This window comes from Mucilaginibacter sp. L3T2-6 (assembly GCF_030519355.1).
Lineage (GTDB): Bacteria > Bacteroidota > Bacteroidia > Sphingobacteriales > Sphingobacteriaceae > Mucilaginibacter.
Window position 1 is genome coordinate 31,422 of the sequence record NZ_JAUMKC010000033.1, and the last position, 15,482, is coordinate 46,903.

Here is a 15,482-nt window from a genome sequence, read left to right on the forward strand (position 1 = left end):
ACGACCGGCCTTTTTACAAGACTAACCTAACGCCTTATGATAACATTCAACCGTTTTTTGGACAGTCAGCTCTTTATTGTTGAGGCAAATACAGATGCCGGTTTTTTTGCTTATTTCACATCTGCCATACTTGATCCTTCCATAACTTCTATCGATATTAATCCGTCATGGGATGACCACCTGGGCTTTTATGTGTTTTTGAAAACCGCACCGGCCGAAGCTGATCTCGGCAAACTCTCGGCCGCCCTAACCACATATTTTGGCACAAATTACCCCAGTCCTGAACATACCGGCTTTGCGTGGATTGATTATATTTTGGAAACATCTACTATCCGTAGCGGAACAGTACTTAATACCTTAGCGCCAGAAGCGACTGTTACTATAGCGGAAGACGTTTCATTTAATTTCGCTAATTATTCCATGCCGCTCCGGCAATCAGCGCCGGTAATGCCGGTAAAAGACAACAGTGATAATATTATAGCCTTCACCTGCGAATACCCACCCTATGATGGCGCCCCGCCGCCAAGGCAGCCATACAATATTCAGATTCCACTTCAGGGAACAAAAAGAGGGGCATTAACCGGACAAGTAAGCCTGGGCGATTTTTCAACTAACGCTGATACCGGATGGAATGCATCGCTGTATTACATTATTAATTACAACAGCCAGAAAGTAGCGCAAAATTATCCCTTGTTTGAAACCTCGGCAAAAGACGGGCTGCAGGTGCTGTTTGACTACGTGCTTGACCCGGTTGCTCCGCTCGATCCGGACCGTTCATACCTTGCGTTTACGGGAACTATGTTTTTGCTGAAACAGAACAACGAAGGCAGCTGGTATATCGAACTTGCAGGACAGAACGCACTTCCGAGCTATTTCAGAACCGTTTACGGAAAAAAGGTAAGCCTGGCGCCAATGACAGACAGTGACCATCCGCCTAAGCTGGTTTTCGAGGAGTTGCCGCCTGCAGATGGTAAACCGCGCTATTACCTGGCCCCGTCAGGCGATTTCGAGCTGGTTTTAGAAGACAGCTCCGCTTCAGAAGAATTGGTATCAGATTACCTGCTTTGCGGACTTTCCGGGGCAGAGTCGGTGCAATTTATTTCTAAATCTGCCGCATTCAATGGCAGTGTGTTAAGATTTGTGCCGAAACAGAACGCTTATGCGCCGGTATTCCCGATAGTAAACGCAACGGTGTCAAAACCTGCAAACGCATGGTCTGCCGCCAATGCTATAGAGCTGTTTACAAGGCATGCCGACGCCTATATGCGCGCCAAAGCCAGCGGCAATAAGGAATTGCTCGGTGCGATGCAGGGCACACAGGCACTGCTTGACAGTACTTACAAAACCTCGTGGATAAACATAAGGCCCAACCCAAACCCGGTTAACACGGCATTTGACGGCGGTGTGGTTGGGTTGCCAAATGATACCCCGGTGTATTATTCGCAGCCAAATGATGCCGCTTTGTACAGTCACGATGGTATTGTAGCCGACGTGAGCAATGAAATGCTCCAGCTTAAAAATATCGTTGCGGCATTGTTTCCGGCTGAAGTGACACAGTCTATGCCGGTAGCGCCGTATTCTGGTGTAACCGCAGGCCCCTCATTTCCCTATAGTGATATTCAGAAATTTGAAAAACAGGTATTGATAGCAGCAAGGCGCGAAGCGGTTTCATCGATCGATATAAGCCTGCAAATGCCGGCCAGCCTTAAGGCCGGTGAAAGTGATAACCTGGTAACCACTACACCGCAGGGCCTGCTGGCTACGGTCCCAAATTTCGGCCTCAACTGGCAATCTGTGTTACTGGCTAAAAGCGTAGGTAAAGGCATACCCTACAGCCTGGAGTTTGCAGGAGGCGTTACCAAAGAGCTGCGTGACGTAATGCAATCCAACCAGATGTTCCTTGTTGCCTCAGAAGCAGCGCCGCTGGGTAACTTCTTAAACAAGATCACCATATCCGACTGGCCGTTCACCATCAATGTGGGAAAAGGGAGCGATCAGGGCCTTTTCAGCAACGTCCTGATATTTAAGTTTGCCGAGGGCAGCCTCGAGAACCGGGTAAAAGACCCGCAGTCATGGGCCAGCCCTTCCGTTTTTAATCAAAATGCTATACTTGTTTCCAAGTGGATCACCGCTTACATCGAGACAGCCAAGCTGAATGTTAAAACCGATGTGCGCTACGCAAATTTTTTAAACATAGTCCAGAATCCCCTCTGGAATGGCATCATAGCACTTAAGGTAGACATTGGTGTCGAAAATTTCCCGGATGATCTGAAGGGCTTGCTTGCCGGTATTAACCGCGATGAATTTTACGCACATCATTTCGGGCTCGAAATTAATTTCATTGAACCCGACGCCGACGGGCAATTGTCGCTGCCGAAAAGTTCGTTGTTCGGGCTAATCGACTACGTTGACAAAGATTACCGTACCAGCCAGGATATCAGCGCACATCTCAGCGGCGATCCGATGATTTTCTCGGTGCAGGAGGCGCCATCCCCGGTAACCGACTCGAACGGTACCCGCGAATTATACGATTTTAAAGTGCTTACCCTGCAGGTGGTTTTTGAGAACTCCGAAATAAAGGATTTCGTCAGTAAAATACAGTTGACCACCACAGCCTGGTTTGATGAGCCCGGCAGGTTCCAAAACAGTAATATGGGCGATTCTCTTGGCACACAAACCATTGAATTTGACGGCAGCTACGAAAAACATAACGGGGTAAATACCTATACCTTCTTAACGCAGCCCAATCAAACTTATAAATTCGTTCCTGAAAGCCAGACTTTCAATTACATTGAAATTGTTAAGGCGCAGTTTTATACCATAACCGACCAGTCAGAGATGAACGGGACATCTGATACTGGCGATACCGAAATCATCACATCGCGTTTTGTTTTCTGGGGCTATATGAATTTTAAGGAGATTGACTCTTTCGACATGTTCTCTTTCGGCGATGCCGCTGGTCAGATAGATACACACAACATAGGGCTGTATTTCGCAAATCTGTACGTCGGCATGTCTTTCGTGCTTGACAATGTTTCGGGCGAGGCGACGGACAGGACATTTTTATTTGACCCGAGCCGTATGTCGTTTGATATCAGCCAGAGCAACCCGCGAAAAAACAGTCTGTTCACTAAATTCCCGATCAACCTGTCCGGTTTGATTTACGCCAAAACCGGCGAAGAGTCGAAACCGTCGGATTTAGGCTATCTGAAAATCGGTATCCGCTCGCCCACAACCATCCCGGGGCAGACACTCATCAACAGGTGGTATTCTTTGCTTTATAACCTGAACATGGGCAGCATGGGCGCCCTGGCAGCCAAAGCCGGTTTTGTGTCCCAGATATCAACTGCATGGAGCCCTGATACCGCTATTAAACGCCTTGAAGCCGGGATAAAATTACCTGGTGTGGGCGGACAAAAAACACTCAGCCTGCAAAGTGTGCTAAGCATTAATATACAGAGTTTTACGTTTATCTCGGATTATAACGACGCCGAAAAGACTAATCTGGCTTACCTGCTCAAATTTAATAATGTTAAGCTAAGCCTGCTTGGCAAAAAGCTGCCGGGCTCGGCAGACACGCAGTTCATCTTATTTGGTGATGCAACTGGTGTGGATAAAACAACATTGGCGTGGTATGCCGCTTATTACGCCAAGCCGAAGAAGACCACAGCGGCTATTGAAGAAACGTCCGATACCGGAATACAAAATATATAATTCCACATGGCTAACATCACCTTATTACATTGGAATATTGAGACGTTTGGGATTAGAAACGTCAATAAGCCCGGCCACCGGGGTAAGTATGACGGCACTAACGGCCCGCATTACGTAACCTACTTTGCGCAATTGGTGCAAAATACAAATGCAAGCATTTTTTGCATGATCGAAATAAAAAATAACCTTTCAGGTATTTTGCCCGGAGCAATTATTATACAGCTGAATGCGCTACAGGGCTTTAATGCGGGCAATACGCCCTGGCGATCTATCACAATTGACAGCGGTAAAAACAGTGAAGCTTACATTATGCTCTACAGAACGGACCGAAATTTCCTTCCGGTCCAGGTTGACGCCGCGGGAACTTACACTACCGGCCAAAATACAATACCGATAAATGGCCTCGGACACCAGGATACAGCCGGCAATACAGTGCAATTCCCTTCAAGCTGGGGTAAAACCGGCGGAAGAAGGCCATTTGTGGTCACTTTCCGCACAACCGATACAAACAACAATTTTTCGGTTATTTCTTATCATGCTATGTTTGGCGCCGCGACTGCCAATGGTATTTTACGGCTTCCTTCATTAAATTATATTACCCAGTTTAACAATAATCCGACGTACACTGCGATCAACGGCAGCTTGATATCGGGTGATTTTAACGTTGACTTTATTGGGACAAGTAACATATATTATAATAATCTTACCAACCTGCCATCCACAAATGCAGTGAATGCTAAAACCGTGGTAAAAAACAACCCTCAAAGCAGCAATGATCCGGCCACATTCCTGGACAGTTCATATGATAACATTTTTCAGAAGGTACCGGGAGGAGGAGTAGCAAACGCAGGTTCTGTTATTAACCTGATGGTTCAGTCTGCAAATGTGCCATTGCCGGCTTTACCGCCACCAGCGGCGCAACCCGGGGTTGGCAACCTATCGGCAGCTGCCGGTAATTTTGACATTCCAACAGCGAATTTTGTAGGAGTAAGCATTGCAAATCCAATCGCGGCACTGCCGCCTACCAATATGGATCAGGCCTGGGGGTTTGTAAGAAAAGTGATTAGCAACCATTATCCGGTAGTGGTAACAACAACTATTTAAAAAAATTGAACTTATAATGCAGGCAATATGATGACACTTGAGGAAATATTCGAATTGCTGAATGCCAATATTCATGACGGAGTATTAACGCTCTCGCCAGGGTTGATCTCATCGCCTGAAATCGACAAAATATTTGAAGAATATCTGCTTGATAAGGATTTGATTATTAAGGAGGCGAAAACTCAACTCAATGCGGCCAACGTTACTGTAACAGGTAAGGGCGATTCGATTATCTTCTTCAACACTATAATAAATGCACTCACATTTACAGTGAGTTTGGGTGTACCGTCGATGTCCGTTACTGCCTATGCCATCATAAAAGATAAGGATGGGTGGTCTTTTGGACGGAGCTTTCCTGCTATTAAAAACAGTAATTGGAGCGGCTTTTTCAACCCTGCGAAACCGGATGAATGGATACAATACATGTTCTTTTACGGAAACGAGGCCGGTACGCTTGATAACCCGATGTTCACCCTGGACGAAAACGGGCTAATGTTTACCGGATACTTGATGCTAACCGGTATGTTGGAGTCGCTGGCTTTTCTGTTTAACACTGCCGACAGGGTGCAGGTAACAGGTAGTATATCCCTAAATACAGGTAAAGATGGTTACGTTGCGGATGTAGATACAGCGGTGCCTGTGATGAAGCTCGTTGCTGCTATTGGCACGGTCAGCCTGCCATTAGGCTCGCTGCCGACCTTTACTCTTGAATTTTCACTGAATTCATTAGCTACAAATTTAGATAAAGGAAATGAAAAAGGTCGCCCCGTAGCCACGCTGGAGATTTTGATAGAATCGACCATGCCTATAGAAACGATTGATGGTGAAACCGAAACCATAGGCGTTGCAATTGTTGTAGCGACACAGTCATCTTCACTTACTATGCGTGCCATCATGCCGGAAACGATTGATGTGGGAATATCTGAAATGATAGCCTTGGCCAATAATGAAAACCTGCTCGCTATAATGCCGTCAAATATTCCTTTTATTAGCGATTTTGTACTTGCAGACTGGCAGTTGATTTTTGACACCAAAGCTAAAGCAATTACCCAAATAGCCATAACTACCGGAACCCGGGATAGCTTTAGCTGGCAGCTTATTCCGAATTTTTTAAGGCTAACATCGGTAGAGATTAACTTTGCAATGTTATATCTTAACGGGAGGTTCGATCCGTCGGTCGCTATTGAAGGCACTATCACCATTGGCACCGGCGACAGCGCGGTAAACTTTATTATTTCGGCATCGTTCCCCAGCTATGTGTTTATGGGGGCGCTAGACCCTGAGACGCCTGTCGACTTACGCGGCATATTAATTTACCTGATGGGCGAAGGAATTGCCAACAGCTTGCCAGATACCCTAAAGCTTGGCATACTTAACATCGTTATCGACCCGAAAAACACTACCTATTCGCTCGAAACCTCCTTAACTACTGATCTTGAAATTCCGGTTGTTATCACGACGATCACGGTTACGACGGTGTCATTCAATATCAACTATGTGGCAGGCGTACCTACCGGCAATATAATAGGCGAATTTAAAGTAGGAAAGAAAGACGACGAACAAGCGCCCGAAATGTTTGTGTCTGCCGCATACAACGGGCCCGAAGAAGGCTGGGTATTTAGCGGCGGATTGAGCGAAGGCAGCAACATCAGTTTAAAGTATCTGATAGAGACCTATCTGCCCGAAGCTTATCACGGTTTTGATGTGGTCGATATTACTATCACCTCATTATTGGTAACGTTTAACCTCGGGCAGCCAAATTCTTACAGCTTTAAGCTGGGCGCTAAGTGGCAGCTTGACCTTGGACTGGACGAACTTTTGGTTATCAGCGGTCTTACCGAGATTGACTATACGCCAACTTCGCTTCAGCCATACAAGGGCTATATCCAGGGAGAAATTAGTTTCGGAAACATTCTTGTAAAGGCACGGGTTGATTTTAAAGGCGCTTATAACGACTATCTTTTTATACTTAACAATGTATTTGAAGCGAAGCTGACCCACAATACCGAGGGTGACAGTATTATTTGTTTCCAGTTCACTACCGAGACTTCTCTGGGCGATATGATAGCCTGGCTGGTTGGCGCGGCTACCGGCGAAGACATTACATTAACATCGCCGTGGAATGTAATGAACAATATCAAGCTGAAGGACTTTGGCTTCTCCTTCAATATCACCAAAAACAAGATCGGCCTAAGCTATCGTCCAAGCATCAATTTGGGCTTTATAGATATTAAGGAAATTACACTGTATTACACTTATTATCCAAACGATCCTAATAAAAAGCCGCTGGTTGAAATAGCGATCACCGAAGGTTCATTCCTGGGTGGGGCAATGCCGCTGCCGCAGCCATGGAATGTGCTCGAACCTGAGAAAGCCCCCGCTGTTCCGGGCCAGGGCGAAAACCTGTTCCGGCTCGAGTTCCTGGGCCTGGGACAGCACGTGTCGCTTAAAGACGATCAAAAGACCCCAGATTCTGTAGCGAAAGCTGTTGATCTGCTTAAGGCTGCGTTTGAAACTACCACCGCTAAGCCCACTAACCCGATTGCCGGTACCGGCCTGAAATTTAACAGCTCCAGCAACTGGCTGATAGGTACCCAATTCGTAATAGTAGATTCTTTTGCCATCGGCATTGTATTCTTCGATCCGGACCTGTACGGCCTGTCGCTGTACGCCAATGGACCGAAAGCTAAGGTGTTCCAGGGCCTTAAATTTGAGATATTGTATAAAAAGGTTTCGGATACCGTGGGCGTTTACCAGGTTTACCTGAAGTTACCCGATGCGATAAGGCAGATAGACTTCGGCGCAGTGTCTGTTACGCTGCCCAGCATCAAAATATACATCTACACCAACGGCGACTTTAAGATCGATCTCGGCTTTCCTGCTAATGATAATTTCTCTGAATCATTCAGTCTGCAAATGCTGCCGTTCATCGGGTCCGGCGGTTTTTATTTCGGTATGCTTAGTGCAGAGACAGCCGGGAATGTACCGGCCGCTACCAATGGTAACTTTAGCCCGGTAATTGTATTTGGCCTTGGCTTACGCGTTGGGGTTGGTAAAGAGATTAACAAGGGTATACTTAAGGCAGGTATCAGCATTGTTGTCCAGGGTATCTTGGAAGGCACTTTTGCCCAGTTTAATTATTACGATACCACGATAAAAGATAACCCTTCCTACTATTATATCCTCGGCAAGCTATCCATTGTCGGCCATGTTTATGGTGCAGTTAATTTCCTGATCATTTCCGCGGAGGTTGACCTTAAGGTATTCGTTGCCGCGCGCATCGTTTTCCAAAGCTATGAACCTATCCTGATTAATCTGTCGGCAGGAGTGAGCGTGTCGCTAAAAGTGCGGATCAACCTGGGTATATTCAGCATCAGTATTAGTTTGTCGTTCTCAACCACAATCGAGTTTTCGTTTACTATCGGCTCAAAACAACCAACGCCATGGATTAACAGCAGCATGTATGCTACCCATTTCAGGCAGCTTAGCTTAACAGCGCTGGATGATGACACCCAATGCCCTGTTATTCCGCCGATGAATTTTCAGCCGGTTATTCCGCCAACCAAAGTGGAGCTGCAGATTACCTATATACCACAGTTTACTGCGGCCACTGATGACACCAACGGACAAAAGGCCCGCGCTGTAGCTATGTTGTATCTCGAAAGCTCGGTTGATCAGCCATCGGCTAAAAAATCGGTAGTACGAAACGGCGTAGCTGTGGAGGAAGACTATCCGTTTAACAAATTTGCCAAAGGCGCCTTCCTTTGGGTGTTGGGCGCATACTTTAGCCAGCCAGGCGATGGAGTGCCTGTTCAAACCATACTCGATAAGGAAATCAGTACAGCAGACCTGAACAAAATTATATGCTATTTCTCGCAGGACGACCTGGTGGAACCATTTACACTGGATGACGTGTACAAATTCATGGCCGGTTACCTGGATGCAACCGTTATTATCCCGCCGCGCACAACAGAAGTTGTAGAGGAAACCAGCGTCAGCGTCCTGCCGATGCTGCCGAACCTGATTTTTGAAACGCCCGGGGGAGATATTTATTTCAGCAACGAGAAGGCGCAATATACGTATGACCAGGAACAGCTAAGGCTGATACATCAATATTTTAATGAGCTGGCTGTTCGGAACGGGGGAGACGACGATGCTGAACAGCAACTGCGCGGCTTTAATGCAGACGATGAAGAACAATCGCTGGCTACTTTTATGCTGATAGACTACATGTCGCTGTTGGCTAAGGAGTCCTGCCAGAAGGGAATTGACCGGCTTACTGCTTTAGGATACACCGTTGAAGAGGGCGAGAGCATAGATGACATTGTAAACAACAACGCTAATTTTGGGATATCTGCCATAGAATTAGCCCACTCCAACCGTACACGTGCCCTGCGAGGGGGTACACAACTCAGCATCAGCCAGTTGAATTATACAGTTAAGCATCACGATACGCTGGAATTGCTGAGCAGCCGGTTTAATGTTGAGCAGAACGAAATTCTGCGGGCAAATACTTACCTGCGGCAGCAGGCGGCAAACCCCTGCAGTGCCACACCGATGCTGCACCAGGTTGAAATGCGGCCGGCTTTTGGAGAAAATAATACCTTGATACCAGGAGCTACTGTAGTTATACCACGCTTTACGCACGTTACGTCTGCCGGGAACGGCAGTGAAGAAAGCCTGCTTTCAGTGGCACGCCTATACGGAATAGATGTGCTCAGCCTTATTGCCGAAAACACATCGGTTGCCGGGCTGTTCCCCGCCGGTAAGAAAATACTGGTTCCGTTCGCCGAATCGATGACTGTTGCAGATCTGATCGCTGCGATGGACGAAAATAATGATTTCGAGCAGCTTTCGGGGCTGTCGGCAAATATTATGCTGCAAGGATTAAGGGTGCCGGTACCTGAAGAAAACTCGGAAATCGGCGAACCGAAAGCGATGTATGAAATATCAGGTCAGCAAATAGACGCATCGGCTTTAGCCATCGGCCAACAACTCACCTTAAAGCTTGAAAAAAGTTTAGACTGGCTCGGCCTTGGCGCAAAAGGCGGAACAGAGCTGCCATTCACCTTGCTTCAGGAGGATATAGACGCGCTTGCCGGCCTGGCAGATGCGTCGCTTAAGCCAGATATACTGGAGCTGGCGGCAAACCCGCTTTTTGATGTGCAGCCGCGCAAATTCAGCCTGCCCAACAATATTACCTGGCAATCGCCGGCTCCGCTTACCCTTGCGAATGGCGCCAACGGGTTACAGGACACCGTAGACCCATCTATTTGGGCCTTCCCGGATGATCTTAACGCATTATTAAACGGCTATGATGCTATAGCGCCCAAGGTGCAGCTATTGAAGCAGGTGCAGGAAACGAAGACGAAAGCCGGAAAACCGGAGCCGATTGCCGACTATAGCTGGTCGACTACAATAGACGTGCGTTTAACACAGGTTAGGTCGGCTGAAGATCCAACGCAGCTGATGCCAAATGTGTATGAACTGCAGGGCATCGACCAGGCATCTATGGGCTTATTGAGAAACCTTTTGGAGTACTATGGCCAAAATCCGGGTACGAATATCATTAAGCAGATAGATGTTTTATACAGCAAAGAGCCTGCAAAAGAAGGGCAGACCGAGCCACCATCCGGATTAATGTCAAACGCGCCGGCCAATACCAGCATGTACCTGCTGCAAACCAATTTGTCGACGCTATCCAATCCGCCGCAGTCAGTATCAGCGCTTAAAACGACGACAGCCCCCGGTGTCCAGGAGAACCTATTGGGCATGACGCAGATAGATTTCTTGAAATATGCCTGGGAAGCGGCAGTAGTTGGCACCGGGGGCTATTATTTTTATTACCTGATAAAAGACAGCAAAAACGGCTTGCCGGAATACTTGTTTAATGGCAATACCGATAACATTATTACGCTGGTGGTTACATACAATATTACCAATGATGTATTGTTGAACTTCCTCAACAGCGCCGTAATCCGTGACCCGATTAATATACAGGATGAAATATTGTACGTGGAGACGCTTGAGCAGACAGTAGGGGGAATAACTCCGGGAGAAAAAGACACACTGCAGCAGATAGCTAAACGTTACAGCACATCAGTCAGCAAAATAGCCGTTCAAAATGTGAAGGCTGTTTTCAGGCAAGGAGCACGATTAAACATCCCGGCACCGGCTTTAAACGCCAATCAGTTGAAGTATACCGCAGGAGCAGCAGAAACCCTGGAGTCGGTTGCAGAGAAGCACAGTATCAGCATTATTGCGCTGGCCCATGCGAATAAAAACGTTGGCGGACTGTTCACCGGACCACTGACATTTAATACCAGGATTGAGGTTAAGGTAGCCACCGTTCCGCCGGGTAATATTGGCTTTGCAATGAAGCGGAAAAACCCTGCAAAAGTTGACAAGATAGAGCCGGCCGAGCTGAATTTGCAGCAATTATATAACCTGTTAGGTTACAATATTGGTGATAACGACGACTTTAATGCAAGCGTACCGGGACTGCCGGTAGCTCCGGGAGACCATAGCTATGTGCCGCCGTCAGACCTCGATAACGTTGAACGGCCTTCGGCAGCGGACGATGAGGATTATTTGTACGACAGGATTGTCCCTGTATATCCTTTCGTAAAAACAATGTCGACGCAACCTGTCGGGGATGTGCCGCCGGAGCAGGAGAACCCATACCGTGCAGTTAGTAAAACCGTGCAGATTGATATGAGATGGCAGGATATTTTTGGAAACCTTACATCGTTTACCAATGTGGGCGAAACTACTGTACTGCCGCCGCAAAAAATAGGTTATATCGATCCGGTTATTGGTATTAGTTTGTACCCAAGTGTTTCTGCATCGTACATAGTTGAAAAGAATTCAGAAGACACACCAGCCTTATCCATTACGCTGGCCTTTAATCCAACCAGCTATGTGCCGGTTGAAGCAGGCGACCTAAGCTGGCGGCAGCGGGCTACCACCGATCGTGAAGCCTATAAACAGATCTACTATCAGCTGATACAGGAAGACATGAAAGTATCGATCAGTAATTCGCTTGAAGGAACTGAAAGTATATCAGCTGTTGAATCAACTGCAAAAGAGACCTTAATTAATATGGTGCTGGCCATTTACCAGTACCTGGGAGAGATACTTGCAGCGGAGCCAGATGCGTATGTGTTTTATATTGTAGCGGGTGATGATGAAACATTAGACGAATTAGCGCAGGAGTATGGAACCACGCCGCAGAATATCCGCAGGATAAACCCTTCAATTCCGCTTGATGGCAAGCTGGTAAATGGCGAAACCATTATTGTGCCTCTTAAACTCATACCGGCAGACCAGATTATTGATACACCGGTAAGCGACAAAAACCCGGAAAGCCTGTTTGCCCTGGTAACGAGCATCACGCTGTCGCGGGACCTTAACCTGGTCGATGACAACTTTAAAGATGAACCATCGGTACTCTTTTCAACATCGGTGCTTGGTCCTAACCTTAAGAAAAATTCGCCGGCCGACAACAGCAATTCTATCACCATACAGCAATTTGCCGAAAAGCTGCAGGACGCGTTTCCTGAGCTGAAAGCTGCTTCGGGCACGCCACAGATCGGCGTTCAGGACGACGGCGCAATTGAAATTTGGGTAGTTCGTTTCAACGATTCAGCCACCGGCATACAGTTCTCTGTCACCAATAGCGGCAATCCTTTTTATTTCGCGCTGCTGCCATTGTCAACACACCTGATGTCGAGGGATAAAGTGAAAATATACCCTTATGTATCCGGTACGCCGATTTGGGAAATGACACCGGGTGAGGCCGCCTTCAACGGCATCGATATCGAAAAGCTTGCGCAAACCTGCCTGGCTGCCATCGATACCTTTCTGCAAGCTGATTTTGCCATACCGGCCTGGCAGGTTGAAAACGGGATAAGCGAAAAGGGCGACAAAGTTCCATATCCTTATCAGTCGGTTATCGATACCAAGAAAACACTGGCGGATAATATTGTGAAGCATATGGCAACGGTTCTGGAAGATGGCAACGTACCTGGCGCTCAAAACCTGCAAAACGCACAGGAAAGGCTAAAACAGGAATTGCTTATCAGCCTGTCGAACGCTTACGCTATCGATACGGTGCTGCAGTTTAATGTGGACGTGACCTCGCAATATAAAGATCCTGAGGCTTTTGCACCAAACCTTTTCGGTAAGGTAGTTGATCCTAACAACACTACGCAAACAGACCAGCAGGCTTATGCATTTTCCACCACGCGATTCTCGCTGGAAAACTCTGACGGATCTGCAGGCGACCAATCATATCTGACAATCCTGTTCAATTCAAAGAAAGAAAATAACCTGCACCTGGAAAGCGGTTTCTTCCCGATAGACCTGCAATATCAGATCAATTCTGTAGAGCATAATATTCAGGAGGTAACCAGTATTGACGGTTATAAATCTTCGTCATGGCTAACTTTCATTCTGCCATTCAATGGCGTAGACACTGAATTGGGGAGCCTTAAAATACCGGTGCCGTTAAGGGCTTATCCTACTTCGCCGTCACTTACAGCACAAACATTTTCGACGATAGGGCAGGACGCCTTGCAGGCTGTAGCCGTAGAAAATAAACTGGAGAAGGCAAAACAATGGGATTATAGCTATACTTATGATTACCTGAGGGCAGATCAGGATACCATTAATACCGACGTTATTCTGAATGTTCCGCTTGAAACTTTTAGAGCGGCGCGGTTTACTGATGAGGAAGATCCTGATCTGTTTGCCGCATTGCTTCAGTTTTCTTCAGCTTATACTGGCATACAACGGGATTTTGCGCAGTACCTGCTTGACCAGTCGAACCCGGAATATGCGTACACGGCCATGCAGTCGTTTGCGTGGCTGGCAGGGCGCGTAGCGGGAGCATGGGGGAAATGGCAGGAAAACCAAAGCTTGTATGGCGATATGGCTGCTGCACAAGCTGAATGTAAATACGAAATAGTTGAAGGCGAAACCACAATTAAAGGCGAAACTGAAGAAGAAGACCAGCTTGCGTTACTGATAAAAGTCACTTCTGTAACCGGGACAGGTTTCCAGATACCAGAAATCAGTATTTCAGGGTTTAAGACCGATACACTTGTGGATGAGCCTGGCAAGAAGCATTTTGCCTATTACACTGAAAATAATGGAGAAAGGACTTATCTGAGTCCGGCAGACGGCAAGTCGATAGCCCAGCGGAATGTTGGCTTTAGTAAGTTTAATATTATCAACCAGGAAAATGTATGGTCGGGGATATCAGTTATCCGGAATAAGATACTTGTTCCTGGAATTGAAACCAATACCGATTTTATTTATACTACGCCGACCATCCGTTTTGTAAGCGTACTGACGCCTTTACTGGATCCTGACATTATAATAAATATTGCTGATTACACAACCGGTGAGGGCAAGCAGCCATTACAGCTGTACCTGAGCAATTTCCTGCAACAATTGTTTATTGAGCTGGCCGGTCAAATCACTACACGGCAAATCAAATTTGGTATCAATTATAGCTACAATATACAGGAAGGCATAGATGGATTGAGGACCGAGATCCCCGTCAGCATAACCACGCCGCTCACTTTTGATATCCCCGCGGATTGGGATACAAGTTTATGCCCGGTTGACCCGGATAAGATAACCCCGGACAGCGCAATTGTTTGCCAGCTGACCGCACTGATTGAAAAATGGTTCTCAGTTAATAACCCGGTTACCACCAACGCGCAGTTGAATCTGGATATTTCGTTGTTTGCCAGTCTGTCTGCTACACAGCTGCCCGTATTGCGGTTACGCAATTTATACCTTAATGAAAAAGATATTCAATGGAATTAGCAATCCTGTTTTGTTAAAATAAAAAAAGGGAAAATGGAAAATCAAAAAGACGATCCTAAAAAAGCAAAGGCGGAAAACCCGCAGGTTGGCGGGAGCCAGGATGAAACCGGTCCGACCGGCCCAACAGGTCCGACAGGGCCAACCGGACCTACCGGCGATGCCGGCCCTACTGGTGAAACAGGAATTACCGGCGTAACCGGTGATACAGGCCCGACAGGCGATATCGGTCCGACTGGCGACACTGGTCCCACCGGAGGCACCGGTCCTACAGGATATCCCGGCTCTACCTGGAGCTACATGATATTGAATGGAATTACCGGGGAAACCGGCCCGACTGGTCCGACAGGACCCACGGGCGATACCGGCGCTACCGGTGATACAGGCCCAACCGGCCCGACAGGTAACGATGGCAATCCGGGCGCTACCGGTGATACAGGCCCAACCGGCCCAACGGGTAATGACGGCAATCCGGGCGCCACAGGTGATACCGGTCCCACCGGCCCGACAGGCAACGATGGCAATCCGGGCGCTACCGGTGATACGGGCCCAACCGGCCCAACAGGTAACGATGGCAATCCGGGCGCTACCGGTGATACAGGCCCAACCGGCCCGACAGGCAACGACGGCAACCCGGGCGCTACCGGTGATACGGGCCCAACCGGCCCAACAGGCAATGATGGTAACCCCGGCGCAACCGGCCCTACAGGCCCAACCGGCAATGATGGTAACCCCGGCGCAACCGGCCCTACAGGCCCAACCGGCAATGATGGTAATCCCGGCGGAACCGGTCCAACCGGCCCAACCGGCAATGATGGTAATCCCGGCGG

3 protein-coding genes and 1 pseudogene are annotated in these 15,482 nt (G+C 47.6%); all 4 read left to right on the top strand.

Annotated features, from left to right (window positions below; all coding sequences use genetic code 11):
- The first annotated feature begins 36 nt into the window (after window positions 1–36).
- Window positions 37–3,714, top strand: a complete 3,678-nt coding sequence (locus Q3W13_RS24215; protein ID WP_302868465.1) for a hypothetical protein — start codon at window positions 37–39, stop codon at window positions 3,712–3,714.
- A gap of 6 nt (window positions 3,715–3,720) precedes the next feature.
- Window positions 3,721–4,818 carry a hypothetical protein gene (locus tag Q3W13_RS24220; RefSeq protein WP_302868466.1) on the top strand — a complete coding sequence of 366 codons (1,098 nt, stop codon included), beginning with the start codon at window positions 3,721–3,723 and terminating at the stop codon, window positions 4,816–4,818.
- A gap of 27 nt (window positions 4,819–4,845) precedes the next feature.
- Window positions 4,846–14,655, top strand: coding sequence for a LysM peptidoglycan-binding domain-containing protein (locus Q3W13_RS24225; protein WP_302868468.1), 9,810 nt, complete (start codon window positions 4,846–4,848; stop codon window positions 14,653–14,655).
- A gap of 33 nt (window positions 14,656–14,688) precedes the next feature.
- Window positions 14,689–15,482, top strand: a pseudogene (locus Q3W13_RS24230) (collagen-like protein); the annotation flags it as partial.